The organism is Serratia sp. CY81684 (assembly GCF_052166595.1).
GTDB classification, from domain to species: domain Bacteria; phylum Pseudomonadota; class Gammaproteobacteria; order Enterobacterales; family Enterobacteriaceae; genus Serratia; species Serratia nematodiphila.
Map to the genome: position 1 here is coordinate 1184550 of NZ_JBJNOO010000001.1, position 18254 is coordinate 1202803.

Consider the following 18254-nt stretch of genomic DNA (forward strand, 5'->3'; position numbering starts at 1 on the left):
CCCTGGAAGCGAGAAAAAAATAAGGCACCTTGCCTGAGTTCAGTTATAGGGGGAAGTTTTCGCCGCTGCAATCGGCGGGGCGGAAATAGGCACCGATGGTCAGGGAGTGACAACCGGTGCCGGTTGTGAAGGGGATCACAACCGGGCGCCGCAGCGCCCGGCGGGAAGGGTTACTCGGCCTTGGGCGAGCGATCGCGCATCACCCACTGGCTGGCGATCACCAGCACCAGCGACAGCAGCAGCAAAATGGTGGCCAGCGCGTTGACCTCCGGTGAGACGCCGACTTTCACCATCGAGTAGATCTTCAGCGGCAAAATCTCGTAGCTCGGCCCGGTGACGAAGGAGGAGACCACCACGTCGTCCATCGACAGGGTGAAGCTCAGCAGCCAACCGGCCGCCACCGCCGGCATCGCCAGCGGCAGGATGATTTTGCGCAGGATGGTGAACTCGCTTGCGCCGAGATCGCGCGCGGCTTCCAGCATCTTCACGTCGAAGCCTTTCAGGCGCGCGTAGACGGTCACCACCACGAACGGCAGGCAGAAGGTGATGTGCGAGAACAGCAACGACCAGAAGCCGAGCGAAATGCCCAGCAGCATGAACAGCACCAGCAGCGAGATGGCCATCACGATATCCGGCGACATCATCACCACGAACAGCATGCCGCCGACAAACGGTTTGCCGCGGAAGCGGTAGCGGTACAGCGCCACCGCGGTCAGCGAGCCGATCAGCGTGGCGAAGGTGGCGGAGAGCACCGCCATGGTCAGCGAGTGGCCCGCGGCCTGCAGCAGGCTGTCGTTATTCAGCAGGGTGCTGTACCACTTGGTGGTAAATCCTTGCCAATTGATGGCGAAGCGCGAGGCGTTGAAGGAGTTGACGATCAGGATGACGATCGGGATATACAGATAGGCGTATACCAGCGTCATAAAGCCGCCGCGCAGCAGACGTCCGATCATGCCAGATCCTCCTTCTTGTTCAGCAGGCGTGCGGCCCGGTAATAAACCAGCAGCAACAGCCCCATCACCAGCGTCAGGCAGATGCTGGTGGCCGCGCCGAACGGCCAGTCGCGGATATTGAGGAACTGGCTTTTAATCACGTTGCCGATCAGCAGGTTTTTGGCGCCGCCCATCAGATCGGCGACGAAGAACAGCCCCATCGCCGGCAGCACCACCAGCAGGCAGCCGGCGATAATGCCCGGCATGGTCAGCGGCACGATGATGCGGATAAAGGTTTGCAGCTTGCTGGCGCCGAGGTCGCGCGCCGCCTCCAGGCAGGACTTATCGAGCTTTTCGATGCTGGAGTAGAGCGGCATCACCATAAACGGCAACAGGATATACACCAGGCCGAGGACGACCGCTTCCGAGGTGTACATGATGCGCAGCGGCTTGTCGATGACGCCGATCCACAGCAGCGCGTCGTTGAGATAGCCGCGGGTGCTGAGAAACAGCTTCAGGCCGTAGATGCGGATCAGCGAGTTGGTCCAGAAGGGCACGATCAGCAGAAACAGCAGCAGCGGCCGCACTTTCTGCGGCAACCGCGCCAGGATAAAGGCGAACGGATAGCCGATCGCCAGGCAGCACAGGGTGGCGATCAGCGCCATGTTCAGCGAGTGCAGCAGCACCTGGGCGTACAACGGATCGAACAAGCGCCGGTAGTTGTCCAGCGTGAACACCATCTGCACCAGGTTGGCGTCGTCGCGGGTCAGGAAGCTGGCGCCGATGATCATCAGGTTCGGCATGAACACGAACAGCAGCAGCCAGGCGACGACGCCGACGATCACCACATTCTGGAAGACTTTACGCGATTTCTTCATCGGCCAGCACCACCTCCCAGCTTTCAACCCAGGTTACCGCCATCTTCTGATTGAGCGAGTGATCGACGTCCGGATCGTCTTCGTTGAAGAACTCGCTGACCATCACCGTTTTGCCGCTCTCCAGCTCGACCACCGATTCCAGCGTCATGCCTTTGTAGTTGCGCTCGCGCACGTAGCCGATCAGCCCGTCGTGCTGCGCGCTGTCGTTCACTTCTTCCACCCGCAGATCCTCCGGGCGCAGCAGCACCTTCAGCTTTTGGCCCGGCTCTACCGGCAGATCGGCGTAGATGTCGCACTCGCGGCCTTCCACGTTGGCGCGCACCCGCTGCGGATCGAGGCGTTGCAGGACCACCGCGTCGAAGATGTTGATCTCGCCGATGAAGCTGGCGACGAACAGGTTCTTCGGCTCTTCGTAGATCTCACGCGGCGTGCCGTCTTGCTCGATGCGGCCTTCGCGCATCACCACGATGCGATCCGACATGGTGAGCGCTTCTTCCTGATCGTGGGTGACGAACACGAAGGTGATGCCCAGTTTGCGCTGCAGCGCTTTCAGTTCGTTCTGCATCTGCTTGCGCAGCTTGTAGTCCAGCGCCGACAGCGATTCGTCCAGCAGCAGCACCTTCGGCTTGTTGACCACCGCGCGGGCGATGGCCACGCGCTGCTGTTGGCCGCCGGAGAGCTGGCCCGGCCGCCGCTTGGCAAAGTCGTCCAGCTGCACCATGCGCAGCGCCTCTTCGACGCGCGGCGTCAGTTCCGCCGCCGGCACCTTTTGCATGCGCAGGCCGAAGGCGACGTTGTCGAACACCGACATGTGCGGAAACAGAGCGTAGCTTTGAAACACGGTGTTGACGTGGCGATGTTCGGCCGGAATGGCGGTGATGTCCTGGCCGTCGAGCACGATGCGGCCCACATCGGCGTCTTCCAGACCGGCGATCAGGCGCAGCACCGTGGTTTTGCCACAGCCGGAGGGGCCGAGAATGGTGAGGAATTCGCCGTGATTAATCGTCAGATCCAGATCGGCAATGATGGTTTTGCCATCGAACGCTTTGCTCAGGGCATGCAGTTCAACAAGGGGAGTCGGAGAGGATGTCTCAGTCATTTATCGTATTACTCTATCCCGTGGGCTAATGCAGATAGAACCGCAACTGGAAAAGACTGCCGGAGCTTGCGGGATACCCGCTGATCAAATGAAGCTCAAACCAGTTACGCCAATGGAAATTTTTCGAGCGCGCATGATAGACGCTGAATGCCGGAATTGAAAGCCGATCCGGCCCAGATGCCGCGTTTTTCATCATGATAGCGACAAATGACCCTGTGATGACAGCATTATTCCCCTCAGAAATCATCACAAAGATTAATGATATTGGCGAATTCTGGTTAAAAATGACCTGACGCAATATTTGATCCTGATCGGTTCCGCATAATGAAACGCGATATTCTGAGGGGCCGCTACCATGGACAAATTACTTGACCGCTTTTTCAACTACGTCTCTTTCGACACCCAGTCCAAAGCGAACGTAAAGCATGTGCCGAGCACCGACGGGCAGTTGAAGCTGGCGCGTGCGTTGCAGCAGGAAATGATCGCGCTCGGCTTCGAGCGGGTGTCGCTCAGCGAACACGGCTGCGTGATGGGCACCTGGCCGGGTAACGTCGCCTGGCCGGTGCCGGCGGTCGGTTTCATCGCCCATCTGGATACTTCGCCGGATTTCAGCGGTAAACACGTCAATCCGCAGATCGTCGAGAACTATCGCGGCGGCGACATTGCGCTCGGCATCGGTGATGAAGTGCTGTCGCCGGTGATGTTCCCGATCCTGCACCAGATGCTGGGGCAGACGCTGATCACCACCGACGGCAAAACGCTGCTGGGCGCCGACGACAAGGCGGGCATCGCCGAGATCCTCACCGCCATGGTGCGCCTGCGCGCGCGCAAGATCCCGCACGGCGACATCCGCGTGGCCTTCACTCCGGACGAGGAGGTGGGCAAGGGGGCGCAGCTGTTCGACGTGGCGGCCTTCAATGCGGAATGGGCCTACACGGTGGACGGCGGCGGCGTCGGCGAGCTGGAGTGCGAAAACTTCAACGCCGCCTCGGTGACGATCAAAATCCTCGGCAACAGCGTGCACCCCGGCAGCGCCAAGGGGGTGATGGTCAACGCGCTGTCGCTGGCGACCCGCATTCATCAGGCGCTGCCGGCGGACGAAGCGCCGGAGACCACCGAAGGCTACCAGGGCTTTTATCATCTCAGCAGCATCAAGGGCAGCGTAGAGCGCGCCGAAATGCACTATATCCTGCGCGACTTCGAGCGCGAAGGGTTCGAGGCGCGCAAGCGCAAGATGGTGGACATCGCTCGTGAGGTCGGCAAAGGCCTGCCGCGCGATTGCTATATCGAAGTCAGCATCGAAGACAGCTATTACAACATGCGCGAACAGGTGGCGGAGCACCCGCACGTGATCGCGCTGGCGCAGCAGGCGATGCGCGACTGCGACATCGAACCGGTGATGAAGCCGATCCGCGGCGGCACCGACGGCGCGCAGCTGTCGTTCCGCGGCCTGCCGTGCCCGAACCTGTTCACCGGCGGCTACAACTACCACGGCAAGCACGAGTTCGTGACGCTGGAAGGCATGGAGCAAGCGGTGGCGGTGATCATGCGCATCGCGGCGCTGGCCGCCGAGCGGGCGCGGTAAACACGCTTGCGATCGGCATAATCGCTTGCCGAAACAAGGTGTTGCTCATAGTGTGGAGGTACATTCCCCACGCATAAGGACCGCATGATGAGCACCGAATACCGTATCGCCAGCCCGCATTTGGCGCAGTTCGTTCAGGCGATTTGGCGCCAGGCCGGCAGCACGGCGCGTGAAGCCGAGCTGGTGGCCGACCATCTGGTGCAGGCCAATCTGGCCGGGCACGACTCGCACGGCGTCGGCATGATCCCCAGCTACATGGCGTCGTTGGCGCAGGGGCAATTGCAGCTCAATCAGCATGCCGAGGTGGTGCGCGACGCCGGCGCGGTGCTGACGCTCGACGGCGCGCGCGGCTTCGGCCAGGTGGTGGCCAGCGAAGCGATGGCGCTGGGCATTGAACGCGCCGGCAAGCTGGGCCTGGCGGCGGTGGCGCTGCACAACGCGCACCATATCGGCCGCATCGGCCATTGGGCGGAACAGTGCGCCCGCGCCGGTTTTATCTCGATTCACTTCGTCAACGTGGTAGGCGATCCGATGGTGGCGCCGTTCGGCGGCAGCGATCGCCGCTTCGGCACCAACCCGTTCTGCGCCATTTTCCCGCGGCCGGGCCGCACGCCGCTGCTGTTGGATTTCGCCACCAGCGGCATCGCCTTCGGCAAGACCCGGGTGGCTTATAACAAAGGCTTGTCGGTGGCGCCGGGCTATCTGATCGACGAACACGGGCAACCCACCACCGAACCGAAGGTGATGCACGAAGCGCCGTTCGGGTCACTGTTGCCGTTCGGCTTGCACAAAGGCTATGCGCTGGCGGCGATGTGCGAGATCCTCGGCGGCGCGCTCTCCGGCGGCCGCACCACCCACGACGCCACGCTGAAAGCCGACAGCGACGCCATCTTCAACTGCATGACGACCCTGATCCTCGATCCTCAGGCCTTCGACGCCCCGCAAATGCAGGCCGAGGCCGAAGCGTTTATCGGCTGGGTGAAGGCGTCGCCGCCGAGCGGCGAACAGCCGATCGCGGTGCCGGGAGAATGGGAAGAGGCCAACCGCGCGGCGCGGCTGGAGCAGGGCATATCGATAGACGCCAATACCTGGCGGCAGATTTGCGCGGCGGCGGAGCAGGCGGGCATGGCGAATGAAGCGCTGGCCGGTTTTCGCGCGCAGGCGCGGCAAGCATAAAAAAAGCCACCCGATAGGGTGGCTTGTTCGCGTACTCGCAATCAGTCGTTAAAGTACCAATAGCCGCTGTTGACCAGCGCGGTCAGCAGCGCCAGGAACGACGGATCGTCCACCGCGTCGCCGAGCAGGGCGGCATCGACGCTGAAGTGCTGGCACAGGGCGTCTGCGGCCTGCAGCTGGTCGGTGTCGATCAGCTCGCCGTTGACGAAGCAGCGATCGCCGACGCGCAGCACGCGCAACCCGCCCAGGCGCTGCAGCGCTTCACCCTGTTGCAGCAGTTCGTAGATTTCCCCGGCCTGATACGGCGGCTCCGGCGGCGCCAGATCCAGCTCGTGGCGCGACTGGGAGATGAACTCGCCGAACCAGTGCTGGAAGTGTTCCGGCTGTTGCACCAGATCCAGCATCATCTGCCGTAAGGCGTCCACTTCCTGCGGCAGGATCTCCGCCGGGTGTTCGCGCAGTTTAACGTCCGGATCGCCGTAGCGTTTGCTGCCGAGCTCGCGCGCCAGCACGTAGTCGGCGAAGCCGCTCACCAGCTCGCGGCCGTTCGGCGCGCGGAAGCCCACCGAGTAGTTGAGTGCGTTTTCCAGCGCGTAGCCTTCATGCGGGAAGCCCGGCGGAATATAGAGAATGTCGCCCGGCTCCATCTCTTCGTCGATGATGGCGTCGAACGGTTCGACCTGCAGCAGATCCGGGTGCGGGCAGTGCTGTTTCAGCGGCGTTTTTTCCCCGACGCGCCAGCGGCGGCGGCCGGTGCCCTGAATGATGAACACGTCGTACTGATCGAGGTGCGGGCCGACGCCGCCGCCCGGCACCGAGAAGGAGATCATCAGGTCATCCATCCGCCAGTCCGGCAGTTGGCGGAACGGGCGCATCAGCGCGGCGGAAGGCTCATGCCAGTGATCTACCGCCTGCACCAGCAGCGACCAGTTGTTTTCGCTCAGGTGGTCGAAGCTCTCGAAGGGGCCGTGCGCAACCTGCCAACGGCCGTCCTGGTGGCTGACCAGACGGCTGTCCACTTCGTTTTCCATCGCCAGCCCGGCCAGCTCATCCGGGGAGATCGGATCGATAAAGTTTTTGAAGCCGCGCTTCAGAATCACCGGACGCTTTTGCCAATAACGTTGCAAAAAATCGTTCCAGTCCAGGTCTAATTGATAATCCATGTTCTATTCCAGGATAGGGGAGTGAGCCTGAGTGCGATTATAACGGAAGTTTGGCCCCGTGGATCGGGGCCGCAGCGGCATAATTTACTCGTTGTGGTGGGTGTCGTGCTGGCGGGCGAAGGTGACCTGCATGCGCGCGCCGCCGAGCGGGCTGTCGCTGATGACGATTTCGCCGTCATATTGCTCGATGATCTCCGCCGCCACCGACAGGCCAAGGCCCTGGCCGGGGCGCAGGGTATCCACCCGCTGGCCGCGCTGGAAAATCAGCTGGCGCTTGCTTTCCGGGATGCCCGGGCCGTCGTCGTCGATAACGATGGTGAGGTTTTTCTCGGAGTGCAGCGAGGTGATCTCCACGAACTCCAGGCAGTATTTGCAGGCGTTTTCCAACACGTTGCCCATCACTTCCATAAAATCGTTCTTCTCGCCCATAAAGGTCACTTCCGGCGAGATGTCCAGCGTGATCACCACCCCTTTGCGCTGGTAAACCTTGTTCAGCGCCACCACCAGGCTGTCGAGCAGCGCCGGCACCGAGTGGATCTCGCGCGTCAACACCGTCTGGCCGGAGTTGATGCTGGCCCGGTGCAGGTAGTAACCGATCTGCTGCGAGATGCGCCCGATCTGATCCAGCATGATCGGCTCGGCTTCTTCGATGGTGGTTTGCTTGCCGCTGCGCAGCGAGCGCAGGGTGCTTTGCAGCACCGCCAGCGGCGTTTTCAGGCTGTGGGTCAGATCCGACAGGGTGGTGCGATATTTGGTGTAGCGCTGGCGCTCGTTGCGCACCAGAATGTTCAGATTGCGCACCAGCCCGCGCAGCTCGCTGGGCGGGTTCTCATCCAGCTGATCGCGCTCGCCGTTCTCCAGCTCGCCCACCTGATTGACCAGCGCCTTGATCGGCCGCAGGCTCCAGTAGGCCGCCAGCCACAGCAGCGGCACCACCAGCAGCAGGTTGGCCAACAGCACGTAGCTGAACCACTCCCACACCACGTCGGATCGCTGTAGCTCCTGCGGAATGCTGTCGACCACCACGATGGTCAGCGCCGGCAGGCGAGGCGTGGCGGCATAGGTGTTGACCGCCACCGAGTGGGTCAGCGCGTTCTGATCGGTATCGTCGTAATTCTTCAGCTGATCCTGCGCTTTGGGGTTGTCCCCCAGCACTTCGCTACTGACGCGGGTGTCGGTGTCGATTTCGTAGAAGCCGGACTCCTCCAGCCATTCCTTGTTGATCAGCTTCTCGAGCTCCGGCACCTTGCGCTGGCTCCACAGCAGGTTGCCTTTATCGTCGTAGATAAATACCAGCGTCGGGAAGTTGAGATCGAGATCGGGGGGAATGGCGATGGTGAGCTTGTTGTCTTTCCACTGCGCCAGGCTGAAGAACAGGTTGCTCTCGCCGCGCAGCAGACGGAAGGCGGTTTTGTCGAAGCTGACGATATAGCCGACGACCGCCACCAAACCGTAAGAGAGCGACAGCGCCAGGATCACCCCGGCGGTCGCCATCAGGAAGCGGGCACGCAGCGAAAACGGTTTTTTATTCTTGTTGAACATCATGTTCACTTCGCGTCAAAACGATAGCCCTGGCCACGTACCGTGGTGATCACTTCATGCGGGTATTCCGCCTGCACTTTCTTGCGCAAGCGGCCCATCAGCACGTCGATGGTGTGGCTTTCACGCAGTTCGGCGTCCGGGTAGAGCTGCAGCATCAACGAATCCTTGCTCACCACCTTGCCGGCGTTGCGGATCAGGGTCTCAATGATGGTGTATTCAAAGGCGGTCAGCTTGATCTGCCGATCGTTGACGCTCAGTTCGCGGCGCGACAGATCGATCTGGAACGGCGGCAGCACGATCACTTGCGAAGCCAGGCCGCTGTTGCGGCGCATCAGCGCCTGCATGCGGGCGATCACTTCTTCCAGGTGGAACGGCTTGGTGACATAGTCGTCGGCGCCGGCTTCCAGCACCGCCACTTTGTCCTGCCAGCTTTCGCGGGCGGTCAGCACCAGGATCGGCAGCTTGGTCTGATGGGCGCGCCAGCGGCGGATCAGGCTCAGGCCGTCTTCACCCGGCAGGCCGAGATCGACGATGGCGATATCCGGCGCGTGTTCCTGCAGGAAATAATCGGCTTCCTTGGCGTCTTCGGCCGCGTCGACCTGATGGCCCATCTCGCGCATCTGAACGGAAAGGTGGTGACGCAGCAAACCATTATCTTCAACAACCAGTACTCGCATGGCGAACTCCTGTGACTATGCGGGTGAACGTCCTGTCACCCACGCGATAAAAGGGAACACGCTCTGCGGCGTGTCAGGGAATAACGCGGCCACCTGAACCATTTTGACAAAAAGTGCTGAGGCTATGGTAGGTATAACCCGCCCGGCTCGCAAGAGAGCCGAAGCAATGTATTAAAATAAGCGTTATCAATTTGTTCGCCGACATTATCGACAAGCTCTGATAAACGTCGGATAAACAGCGGCGGGGCAACATTAAACGCAACTTAAACGCCCCAGGCATTGCCCGCGAAAGGGAAGTGTGAGCCGGGGCGCTTGATAAGCTTTAAAGGTACTAATAAGGTATTATTGAGGCAACGGTACATTTTCTCAGGAGCGACGGATGAAGCAGTTAACCCAGGCAGAACGCATAGCGGGCGCACTTTACGGACAGATGCTGGGCGACGCGCTCGGCATGCCTTCCGAGCTGTGGCCGCGCGAGCGGGTTAAGCGCCATTTCGGCTGGATAGACGGCTTTCTCGATGGGCCGGCGGAGAACACCGCCGCCTGTTACTTCAAGGCCGGGCAATATACCGACGATACCGCGATGGCGTTAGCGCTGGCCGATGCGCTGCGGGAAGCGGAAGGCGAGGTGGTGCCGGAACTGATCGCCCGCAACGTGATCCGCTGGGTGGACAGTTTTGACGCCTTCAACAAGAACATTCTCGGCCCCAGTTCCAAACTGGCGTTGAGCGAGCAGAAGGCGGGCACGCCGATCGCCGAGTTGGAAAACAACGGCATCACCAATGGCGCGGCGATGCGCATTTCGCCTTTGGGCTGCGTGCTGCCGTCCGCGCCGCTGGAGGATTTCTGCCAGCAGGTGTGGCTGGCCTCCAGCCCGACGCACAAATCCGACATCGCCGTCGCCGGTGCGGTGGCGATCGCCTGGGCCGTCGCGCGAGCGGTAGAGGGCGCGGACTGGGCCTCGATTCGTCTGGCGTTGCCGGGCGTGGCGGAGTATGCCCAGCGCCGGCAGGAGACGACGTTCAGCCCCTCGCTGGCGGCGCGCATCGAGTTGGCGTTTCAGGTGGTGGATGAGGCCGCCGATCCCGAGCAGGCCTCTGAGCGGATATATCAACTGATCGGCGCCGGGGTGAGCACCATCGAGTCGGTGCCGGCGGCGCTGGCGATGGTGCAGCTGGCGCAAACCGATCCTACCCGTTGCGCGGTGCTGTGCGCCAACCTGGGTGGCGATACTGACACCATCGGCGCGATGGCCACCGCTGTCTGCGGTGCGCTGCACGGTGCAGAAGCGATCGAACCCGGATTGCTGGCGGAGTTAAAACGGGTGAATCCGCTGGACGTTGAGGCGTATGCCCAGGCGTTCGTGCGTTTTCGCCGCCGCCGGCAGGGCGAGGCGTGAGCCGCCGCAAGGTGCAGCGGCTCAGCTTTCGCTGGTAAATTCGTACATGTCGCTGCGGCAGAAGCTTTCGCTGTATTCGACAGGCTTCTTGCGATGGTCGAACAGCGTCTGGCGCACGATCAGCAGCGGCATCGGTTCTGATAGCTGCAGCGTCCGGCGGATATCGTCGTCGGCCATCGCCGCGCTGACCTGGCTGCGCAGCGAGCCCATCTCCACATTATTGCGCCGGAAGTAATCGTAGAGCGAGATGCCAATCTCGTCGATGTTGGCAATCGCCGCCGCCACCACGTAGGACACCGCCACCGACATCGGCCGCCGATCGATAAAGTGAATGCGTTTGAGTTGGTAGATCGGCGCTCCAACCGCCAGCTGGAGCCTTTCCGCCAGTTCGGCGCTGGCCGGCACCCGCTCGCGGCTGATCCATTGCGTGTCCGGCTGACGCCCCTGTTGCGTCGCCTCGCGCGAGAACCCTTTGATGTCCGCTAAGGAATAGCGCAGCTTCGGCGCGGGCCGTTGCGGCTGGATGAAGGTGCCGTAGCCGCGTGAACGGCCAATGATGCCGTCTTGCTCAAGGCAGGCCAGCGCTTTGCGCACCGTGATGCGCGAGATGCCGAGCCGTTCGGTGAGCAGGCGCTCGCTGGGCAGGAAATCCCCCGCGCTCAGCAATCCTTGCTCGATAGCCTGGCGCACCGAGGCGTTAAAGCGCAGATACAACGGCATCGCGCCCGCGCTGGCCAGATCCTGCAGCAGTTTTTCCAGCAGACGCTGGTTGATCTCCTTGCTCATAGCTGACGGAAGTCCTGTAGCCGCAATGCGATGGCTTATTTAAGGAGATTTCGCCGGGCAGCGCAACCGCCGCCCGGTGATAACGAAGGGTGGGGATAGGGCACCCACAGGTTTATGGCTGGGATGGGTTATCGCCGGAGCGAATGTCCTTCACCTGCTCGGCGCTGACCGCCGGGGCGTTGTTACCCCAACTGGCGCGCACGAAGGTCGCGAGCTGTGCGACCTGCTCGTCGCTCAACCGCCAGCCGAAGTCCGGCATGGTCAGGCCGGTAGGCGCGCCGATGGTGACCGGCGTCCGTGAGCCGTGGAGGATGATGCTGATCAGCGATGAGGGATCTTCGCTCAGCAACGCCGGGTTGCGTGCCAGCTGCGGAAACGTGTTGCGATACCCCTGGCCGTCGCTGCGGTGGCAGGCAGCACAGTTGTCCAGGTAGGTTTGCGCGCCGGGCGTGTTGACCTTACCGTTGAACAGCGCCTGGGCGACGCCGTCGTTGCGCGACGGCGAAGGCTTCTCGTCACCGGCAGGCAGCGACTTCAGGTAGACTGCGATCGCTTTCAGATCGTCATCGCTCAGATGTTGCGTGCTGTCCTGTACCACCTCCACCATTGAACCGAAGGCGGCGAAACCTGGGGTATGGCCGGTTTTCAGGAAGCGAGTGATTGCCTGCGCACTCCAGTCCCCTAAGCCGCTGACGGCATCGGCGCGCAGGTTAGCGGCATGCCAGCCCTCCAGCGTCCCGCCGCTTAAATAGGCGGTATCGTTCTGGCTGAGCGCCTTTTCCTGGAAGCCGATGCCGCGCGGCGTGTGACATGTGCCGCAGTGACCCAATCCCTGAACCAGATAGGCGCCGCGATTCCACTCGGCGCTGCGCTGCGCATCCGGCTGATAAACACCGTCTTCGCGAAAGGCCAGATCCCACAACGCCAGCGGCCAACGCATGCTGAGCGGCCAGGGAATATCGCTTTCCCGATTCGGCTGCGTCACCGCGCTGACCTTTTGCGTGAAATACAAATAAAGATCGCGGATATCGTCATCGTTGATTTTGGCAAACGACGGGTAGGGCATGGCCGGATACAGCCGCCTGCCGTCGCGCGCGACGCCTTTGCGCAGCGCGTCGGCGAACTCGGGCAGGCTGTAGCCGCCGATGCCGGTTTGGCGATCGGGTGTGATGTTGGTGGAGTAAATAGCGCCGATCGGCGTGGTCATCTTCAGGCCGCCCGCGAAGGGGGCGCCGCCGGGCGCGGTGTGGCAGGCCGCGCAATCTCCTGCGCGCGCCAGATATTCACCGTGTTCTATCCGCGCGGTGGAAGGAGGGGCGTCGGCCGCCTTAACCGCACCAGCGGCGAGCAACAGCAGCACCGATAATGTGGGTGTAAATCCTTTCATCTTAAGCTCCTTGGGCTTCATGCCTGCACCAGCGGGCCAGGGTTTTTCAGGTATTGCTCGCGGATCGCTTCGGCGGAGTGATAAGCCAGTGCGCCGACGATGCCGGTCGGGTTATAGGCCAGGTTCTGCGGGAATGCACAGGCGCCGGTGACGAATACATTGGGCACATCCCAGCATTGCAGGTATTTGTTCACCACGCTGGTGGCGGGATTGTCGCCGATGATGGCTCCGCCGGTAGTGTGGGTGGATTGGTAGGGGCGCACGTCATAATGATCGCCGGTTTTTCTGACCGAGATCGCCATCTGCTTTGGTTGCATGGCGTTGGCGATGTCCGCCATTTTAGCGGTGATATGCTGGGTCATTTTGATCTCGTTCGCTTTCCAGTCGAAAGTCATACGCAGTAGAGGCTGACCGTAGGCGTCTTTATAGGTGGGATCCAAATCCAGATAGCAATCGCGGTATGGCATCACCGATCCTTCCGAACCGATGCTCATCGAGTGAGGATAGTTGTCGCGGATACCTTGTTTCCAGCAGCTGCCCCAGTTCGGCGTGCCTGGCGGCAGCATCATCTGCTGGATAGGCCGACCGCCGGTGCGGGTGGCGGAGATGTAGGCGCCGCCGATAAAACCGAGGTCGGCGTGGTCGAAGTTTTCCCCGTTAAGATCGTCGATCACCGTACCGGCGGCACCTGCGCCGATAAAGGGGTTGAAATGGGTATCGCGATCGTAAAACAGGGAGATGCCGCTGTTCATTTGATAGGCGTAGTTCTTGCCCACCACGCCGTCGCCAGTGACCGGATCATAGGGTTTTCCGATGCCGGAAAGCAGCAGCAGGCGAACATTATGGAGTTGGAAAGCGCTGAGGATCACCAGATCGGCGGGTTGTTCTACTTCACGTCCTTGCTCGTCGATGTAGGTGACGCCGGTGGCCTTTTTACCGCTGCTGTCCAGATTGACCCTGATCACCTGCGCCTGGGTGCGCAGCTCAAAGTTTTTACGCTGTGTCAGTACCGGCAGGATGGTCGACTGCGGCGAGGCCTTGGAGTACATGAAGCAGCCGAAACGTTCGCAGTAACCGCAGAAGTTACAGGGGCCAAGCTGCACGCCGTACGGGTTGGTATAGGGTTCGGAGCAGTTGGCGGCGGGGATAGCAAACGGATGGTAGCCTAGCGACTCGGCGGCTTTGCCAAACAGTGAGCCTGAGTAGAGCTGTTTGAGCGGTGGCGTCGGGTAGTCATTGCTGCGCGGCCCTTCGAACGGGTTGCCGCCCTTGATGATCTCACCCTGCAGATTACCGGCCTTGCCGGCGGTGCCGCACACCTTCTCGAATTTGTCGAAGTAAGGTTCCAGCTCCTGGTAGCTGAGGGGGTAGTCCTGCAGCGTCATGCCTTCCGGGATCCAGTTGGCGCCGTATTTTTCAGTGAGGGTGGTGTGCAGTTTGAGATCGGAAGGCAGGGCGCGCCAGTGCATGCCGTTCCAGTGCACGCCGGCTCCGCCGACGCCGTTACCCGGCAAAAAAGAGCCGAGCTGGCGATAGGGCACCGCGAAGTCCGCCGGCGTATGGCGCACGGTGACGGTTTCATGCGCCATTTCTTGCGCCAGCTTGAGGCGAATGCCGTAAGTCAGCTCATCGGCGATACGCGGATAAGCGAAGTCAGGGTAGGTATCGCGCCGTTCACCGCGTTCGAGCGCCAGCACCTGCAGACCGCTGTCGGTCAATTCCATTCCCATAATGGCGCCGGTCCAGCCAAAGCCGACGATCACCACATCTACCGGTGGTTTTTTTATTGTGCTCATGATTATGCATTCCTTTTGCTGGAGATACTGACCGGGTGAAGAGGATAGGGTTGGTTGGGGTTGTTGACCCAGTCGGCGAAGTCCGCGCGCGCACCGGGGAAGCCGATCAGTTTCCATGACGCCAGCGTTTGATTGCCACCGTGGATCGGATCGGCCAGATAACCCTCTTTGGTGTTTTGCAGCAGCTGTTCGAAGAACGCTTTACCCGGCAAGGTATCCGCATCGAGTTGGCCGCTTTCCAGCGCGGTCAACAGCCGTTCTTGCTCGCCATGAGACAGCTCGGCGAAAACTTTGCCGAACTGACGTTTACAGAGCGCATTGATCGCGAGGATGCCGTTGCGATAGGTCTCGCGCGGCGTCAGTTTGGACTGATAGCCCAACTCTGGCGCCGACGGCACGAACGGCGGATGCATGTACCACAGGCCGCCATGGCCGTAGGGCGTTTCCATTTGGCGATCGATGAATACCGGGACGCCCTGATCGACGGCGCCGGGGCCGTTCTCGTCGCTGGGGATCAGCCGATCGCAGGCCGCCAGCAAGAATCGCCACTCCTCGTTGTTGAAATAAACCGGAACGTAATTCGGCGAGATGCCCGCAGTCGGCGCCGCCTGGACGTTTACCATCATGAGACCGTTACCGGCGGCGGCTAACGGGATCAGCGCCAGCGTTTTTTTCAAAAATTCACGCCGGGGCGGCGTAGGGATGTGCTGTTGCGACATAATTCCACCTTGAACATGCTTCACAGTAAATGCCCGCGCAGGTTTTGCGTCGCTCTCCAGCGGCTGTAAACAGGCGGGATAAGGGAGAGAACGTCTATCACCATATATAGTTAGCAAGCTACTTGTATGGTAATTAAGTCTAAGATCGGGAAGTGTGAAGAAACAATAAATGATCTGTTTCAAAACATTTTTTATACATTTAAGTTGATCGGGATCAATTTGTTAACATTTGCGGTAAGCCGGCGAAATGCAATAAGGTCATGTTCCGCTTAAACAACATTGGGAGTGCCATGGAAAACTGCACCAACGCGCCGCATGCCCTGGAGGCGATCGCAGCGGCTTTCTCGCCAGGTCTGCAACAAGGCCAGACCCGACGTTCGGCGCTGCATCAGGCCCTGTTGCGGCTCATCACCGCCGGGGAGCTGCCTTGGCGGGCGAAGCTGCCGCCGAGCCGCGCGTTGGCGGCCCGGCTGGCGGTGGCGCGTGACACGGTGGAACAGACCTACGCGCGGCTGGAGGCGGAGGGGTTCATCAGCCGAACGGTGGGGCGCGGCAGCTTTGTGCGTTATCGCTGCGATACGCTGCTCGGCCGTGAACTGCTGGCGACGCAGGCAGGCCAGGAGGCGCGGCTGGCGGAACGCGAGTTAAGCGATCGCGGCCGGGCGTTGCTGGCGGTCAGCCATACGCCGCACACCAGCCGCCAGGCGTCGTTGACGCCCTCGCTGGCGGAGCTGCGGGCGTTTCCCATCGATTCGTGGCTGCAGTGGGAAAAGCAGGCGCTGCGGCGGCACGGCGAGCGGCTGTTGGGGTATGCCGATCCGCAGGGCTTGCCGGAGCTGCGTGCGGAGATCGCGCACTATTTGCAGCGGGAGCGGGGCGTCAAGGCGACGGCGGAGCAGGTGATCGTGGTCACCTGCTCTCAGCAGGCGCTGGCGCTGTGCACGCAGGTGCTGTTCGATCCCGGCGATGCGGTATTCGTCGAAGAGCCGGGTTACCAGGGGGCGAAAAAGCTGGTGCAGTCGGCGGGGCTGCAGGCGCGGCCGATCGGCATTGATGAACAAGGGCTGGACGTCGGGCAGCTGATGCAGGCTGCGGGCGGCGGGCGGGGCGTTTACATCACGCCGTCCCATCACTACCCGCTGGGGTACTCGCTGAGCCTTGAGCGGCGTCTGGCGCTGTTGCAGTGGGCCCAGCGTCGGCGGGCCTGGATCATCGAAGACGATTATGACGCCGAGTTCAACTACGATCGACAAACCAAGGCGGCGCTGCAGGGGCTGGACAGCGGCGGGCGCACGCTGTACATCGGCACCTTCAGCAAGACGCTGTTTCCGGGGCTGCGCATTGGCTTCATGATTGCGCCGCCGCAGCTGGTGCGGCCATTGGTCGCCGCCAGGCAGTTTCAGGACGGCTACACGTCGGCGCTGGCGCAGATGACGCTGTTCCACTGCCTGCACGAGGGCGGCTACGCCGAGCATCTGCGCAATATGCGCACGCTTTACAAGGCGCGGTTGGATGTGCTGTACGACGCGGTGCAACGCCATCTTGCGCCCTGGACGCGCCCGGCCTTGCCGCAGGGCGGGCTGCAGCTGGTTTGCCCGCTGGCGGATGCGGCGACGGAGCGGCTGCTGGTGGCGGCGGCGGCCGAACGGGGCATCCGGCTGTACGGCCTGGCGGACTTCTACACCGGCGCGCCGCAGCGCGGGGCGCTGGTGCTCGGTTTCTCGGCCTACACGCCGGACGAGATCGTGCGTTTTATCGCCACGCTGGCGCAGGTGTTCAACGCGCTGCCGCGGGAAAACGGCGGATAAAATTGGTCTGCCCGGCGTTTTGAATTGGTCCGTATTACGCCGTCGCTGCGCGGTGTATTCTGCCGCTATTCGGTTATTTCCCTAATGGAAATAATATCTTAACCCCGTGAGGCGCTATGAACCCATCAAATCGTGAAGTGACCATCCGCAGAATCAATGGCGACGACAGAGCGCAATGGCTGGCGTTGTGGCAGGGCTATCTCGACTTTTACCGCGCCGAGGTGGCGCCGCAGGTGACCGATCGCACCTTCGAACGCTTGGGGCAGGATGAACAGGTGTACGGGCTGGTGGCGGAGGATGCCGACGGCCGGCTGCTGGGGCTGATGAACCTGGTATTCCATCCGTCCACCTGGAGCGCGGTGGGCTATTGTTATATCGAAGATCTTTATGTGTCGCCGCAGGCGCGCGGCCATAAAGTGTCGGAAAAACTGTTCGAACAGGCGTATCGGCTGGCGGAGGCGCGCGGCAGCGATCGGGTCTATTGGATGACCCAGGAGTACAACGCGCCGGCGCGTTCGCTGTACGACAAAATCGGCAGAAGAAGCTCGTTTATCGTGTATACCCGTTAACCGCAGGAGGCGCATATGGCAATGAATCGTTATGGTCAGCCGATTGGCGAACCGATGCCGGATTGGCAGCCGGCTCGCCGCCCGGGCGGCGCAACGCTCGGCGGGCGTTTCTGTTCACTGGCGCCGCTCGATCCGCAGCGGGATTACGCCGCGCTGTATGACGCTTTCCAGCTGGCGCCGGACGGCCGCGACTGGACCTATCTGTCTATCGAACGGCCCGACACGCCGGCGGCGATGTTGCAGCACCTGGAGACGCTGCAGGCCAACCCGACGCTGGTCAATCTGACGGTGTTCGACGCCGCCAGCGACGCGCCGGTGGGGACGGTGGCGCTGATGCGCATCGACGAGGCCAACGGCGTGCTGGAGATCGGCCACGTCAGCTGGTCGCCGTTGATGAAACAGCGCTCCAGCGCCACCGAAGCCATCGCGCTGCTGCTGCGTTATGCCTTCGACACGCTGGGCTATCGCCGCTGCGAGTGGAAATGCGACAGCCATAACGCGCCATCGCGCCAGGCCGCGCTGCGCTTCGGCTTCCGCTACGAGGGCAACTTCCGCTTTGCGGTGATCGTCAAGGGGCGCAGCCGGGATACCGACTGGTTCGCCATCACCATTGACCGTTGGCCGGCGGTGCGGCAGGCGCTGGCGCGTTGGCTGAGTGCGGACAACTTCGATGCGCAGGGGCGGCAGATTGCCCGGCTGCAGGTGTTGCGCGGCGAATAATAAGCAAAAAGGCGGCCC

Annotated in this window: 17 protein-coding genes; 6 read left to right on the forward strand and 11 right to left on the reverse strand. The window is 61.7% G+C overall.

Translation table 11 applies throughout. From position 1 onward, the window contains the following. Positions 1–170 precede the first annotated feature (170 nt). The 4 genes from potC to ACJ8QF_RS05895 are packed head-to-tail and all read right to left on the reverse strand — an operon-like array spanning position 171 to position 3207. Entirely contained in the window at positions 171–953 is a 783-nt protein-coding gene (gene potC / locus ACJ8QF_RS05880; protein ID WP_442537350.1) for a spermidine/putrescine ABC transporter permease PotC, read from the reverse strand. Continuing rightward, positions 950–1810 carry a spermidine/putrescine ABC transporter permease PotB gene (gene potB / locus ACJ8QF_RS05885; RefSeq protein ID WP_004941149.1) on the reverse strand — a complete coding sequence of 287 codons (861 nt, stop codon included), beginning with the start codon at positions 1808–1810 and terminating at the stop codon, positions 950–952. Before potB ends, potC begins: the two co-directional genes overlap by 4 nt. Next, positions 1794–2909: a spermidine/putrescine ABC transporter ATP-binding protein PotA gene (gene potA, locus ACJ8QF_RS05890; protein ID WP_004941151.1), complete on the reverse strand. Its 1116-nt coding sequence runs from the start codon at positions 2907–2909 to the stop codon at positions 1794–1796. Before potA ends, potB begins: the two co-directional genes overlap by 17 nt. Before the next feature lie 25 nt (positions 2910–2934). After that, entirely contained in the window at positions 2935–3207 is a 273-nt protein-coding gene (locus ACJ8QF_RS05895) for a hypothetical protein (protein WP_126180994.1), read from the reverse strand. 57 nt (positions 3208–3264) lie between these two features. Between ACJ8QF_RS05895 and pepT the strand changes: the two genes are divergently transcribed. After that, positions 3265–4494 carry a peptidase T gene (pepT, locus tag ACJ8QF_RS05900; RefSeq protein WP_004941154.1) on the forward strand — a complete coding sequence of 410 codons (1230 nt, stop codon included), beginning with the start codon at positions 3265–3267 and terminating at the stop codon, positions 4492–4494. 87 nt (positions 4495–4581) lie between these two features. Then, on the forward strand, positions 4582–5670 hold the full coding sequence (locus ACJ8QF_RS05905; protein WP_442537351.1) for a malate/lactate/ureidoglycolate dehydrogenase: 1089 nt from the start codon (positions 4582–4584) through the stop codon (positions 5668–5670). Between the two features lie 41 nt (positions 5671–5711). Here ACJ8QF_RS05905 and ACJ8QF_RS05910 read toward each other — a convergent pair whose 3' ends face one another. From ACJ8QF_RS05910 to phoP, 3 genes are all read right to left on the reverse strand, one after another. After that, complete coding sequence (locus tag ACJ8QF_RS05910) at positions 5712–6833, reverse strand: ribosomal protein uL16 3-hydroxylase (protein WP_004941161.1); 1122 nt, start codon at positions 6831–6833, stop codon at positions 5712–5714. Between the two features lie 84 nt (positions 6834–6917). Further along, entirely contained in the window at positions 6918–8375 is a 1458-nt protein-coding gene (gene phoQ, locus ACJ8QF_RS05915) for a two-component system sensor histidine kinase PhoQ (protein WP_004941164.1), read from the reverse strand. A gap of 5 nt (positions 8376–8380) precedes the next feature. After that, a complete protein-coding gene (gene phoP / locus ACJ8QF_RS05920) occupies positions 8381–9052 on the reverse strand; it encodes a two-component system response regulator PhoP (protein ID WP_025302513.1) in 672 nt (223 codons plus the stop codon). Between the two features lie 379 nt (positions 9053–9431). Between phoP and ACJ8QF_RS05925 the strand changes: the two genes are divergently transcribed. Beyond that, positions 9432–10451 carry an ADP-ribosylglycohydrolase family protein gene (locus ACJ8QF_RS05925; RefSeq protein ID WP_033645924.1) on the forward strand — a complete coding sequence of 340 codons (1020 nt, stop codon included), beginning with the start codon at positions 9432–9434 and terminating at the stop codon, positions 10449–10451. Positions 10452–10472: 21 nt separating this feature from the next. Here the strand turns inward: ACJ8QF_RS05925 and ACJ8QF_RS05930 are convergent, their stop codons facing one another. The 4 genes from ACJ8QF_RS05930 to ACJ8QF_RS05945 form a co-directional block, all read right to left on the reverse strand. Beyond that, entirely contained in the window at positions 10473–11237 is a 765-nt protein-coding gene (locus ACJ8QF_RS05930) for a GntR family transcriptional regulator (RefSeq protein WP_442537352.1), read from the reverse strand. A 112-nt stretch (positions 11238–11349) separates the two neighbouring features. Further along, positions 11350–12624 (reverse strand): c-type cytochrome, encoded by a 1275-nt coding sequence (locus ACJ8QF_RS05935; protein ID WP_131164323.1) that lies wholly within the window; start codon positions 12622–12624, stop codon positions 11350–11352. A gap of 17 nt (positions 12625–12641) precedes the next feature. After that, positions 12642–14420, reverse strand: coding sequence for a GMC family oxidoreductase (locus tag ACJ8QF_RS05940; RefSeq protein ID WP_442537353.1), 1779 nt, complete (start codon positions 14418–14420; stop codon positions 12642–12644). 2 nt (positions 14421–14422) lie between these two features. Next, the gene (locus ACJ8QF_RS05945) at positions 14423–15139 is read right to left on the reverse strand and encodes a gluconate 2-dehydrogenase subunit 3 family protein (protein ID WP_442537354.1); all 717 of its coding nucleotides are present in this window, start codon (positions 15137–15139) and stop codon (positions 14423–14425) included. Between the two features lie 290 nt (positions 15140–15429). On the opposite strand from ACJ8QF_RS05945, the gene pdxR reads away from it, so the two are divergent. From pdxR to ACJ8QF_RS05960, 3 genes are all read left to right on the forward strand, one after another. Beyond that, positions 15430–16947 carry a MocR-like pyridoxine biosynthesis transcription factor PdxR gene (pdxR, locus tag ACJ8QF_RS05950; protein ID WP_442537355.1) on the forward strand — a complete coding sequence of 506 codons (1518 nt, stop codon included), beginning with the start codon at positions 15430–15432 and terminating at the stop codon, positions 16945–16947. Between the two features lie 116 nt (positions 16948–17063). After that, complete coding sequence (locus ACJ8QF_RS05955; protein WP_015377605.1) at positions 17064–17516, forward strand: GNAT family N-acetyltransferase; 453 nt, start codon at positions 17064–17066, stop codon at positions 17514–17516. Between the two features lie 15 nt (positions 17517–17531). Beyond that, positions 17532–18236 carry a GNAT family N-acetyltransferase gene (locus tag ACJ8QF_RS05960; RefSeq protein ID WP_033633284.1) on the forward strand — a complete coding sequence of 235 codons (705 nt, stop codon included), beginning with the start codon at positions 17532–17534 and terminating at the stop codon, positions 18234–18236. The last annotated feature ends 18 nt before the right edge of the window (positions 18237–18254 follow it).

What these genes read in the sequence shown, in the direction of transcription:
- ACJ8QF_RS05925 (WP_033645924.1), top strand. Translation starts at nt 9,432, where the DNA reads ATGAAGCAGTTAACCCAGGCAGAACGCATAGCGGGCGCACTTTACGGA.
- pdxR (WP_442537355.1), top strand. Translation starts at nt 15,430, where the DNA reads ATGGAAAACTGCACCAACGCGCCGCATGCCCTGGAGGCGATCGCAGCG.
- ACJ8QF_RS05960 (WP_033633284.1), top strand. Translation starts at nt 17,532, where the DNA reads ATGGCAATGAATCGTTATGGTCAGCCGATTGGCGAACCGATGCCGGAT.
- potA (WP_004941151.1), bottom strand. Translation starts at nt 2,909, where the DNA reads ATGACTGAGACATCCTCTCCGACTCCCCTTGTTGAACTGCATGCCCTG.
- ACJ8QF_RS05930 (WP_442537352.1), bottom strand. Translation starts at nt 11,237, where the DNA reads ATGAGCAAGGAGATCAACCAGCGTCTGCTGGAAAAACTGCTGCAGGAT.
- phoP (WP_025302513.1), bottom strand. Translation starts at nt 9,052, where the DNA reads ATGCGAGTACTGGTTGTTGAAGATAATGGTTTGCTGCGTCACCACCTT.
- phoQ (WP_004941164.1), bottom strand. Translation starts at nt 8,375, where the DNA reads ATGTTCAACAAGAATAAAAAACCGTTTTCGCTGCGTGCCCGCTTCCTG.
- ACJ8QF_RS05940 (WP_442537353.1), bottom strand. Translation starts at nt 14,420, where the DNA reads ATGAGCACAATAAAAAAACCACCGGTAGATGTGGTGATCGTCGGCTTT.
- ACJ8QF_RS05955 (WP_015377605.1), top strand. Translation starts at nt 17,064, where the DNA reads ATGAACCCATCAAATCGTGAAGTGACCATCCGCAGAATCAATGGCGAC.
- ACJ8QF_RS05905 (WP_442537351.1), top strand. Translation starts at nt 4,582, where the DNA reads ATGAGCACCGAATACCGTATCGCCAGCCCGCATTTGGCGCAGTTCGTT.
- ACJ8QF_RS05935 (WP_131164323.1), bottom strand. Translation starts at nt 12,624, where the DNA reads ATGAAAGGATTTACACCCACATTATCGGTGCTGCTGTTGCTCGCCGCT.
- ACJ8QF_RS05945 (WP_442537354.1), bottom strand. Translation starts at nt 15,139, where the DNA reads ATGTCGCAACAGCACATCCCTACGCCGCCCCGGCGTGAATTTTTGAAA.
- pepT (WP_004941154.1), top strand. Translation starts at nt 3,265, where the DNA reads ATGGACAAATTACTTGACCGCTTTTTCAACTACGTCTCTTTCGACACC.
- ACJ8QF_RS05910 (WP_004941161.1), bottom strand. Translation starts at nt 6,833, where the DNA reads ATGGATTATCAATTAGACCTGGACTGGAACGATTTTTTGCAACGTTAT.
- potC (WP_442537350.1), bottom strand. Translation starts at nt 953, where the DNA reads ATGATCGGACGTCTGCTGCGCGGCGGCTTTATGACGCTGGTATACGCC.
- potB (WP_004941149.1), bottom strand. Translation starts at nt 1,810, where the DNA reads ATGAAGAAATCGCGTAAAGTCTTCCAGAATGTGGTGATCGTCGGCGTC.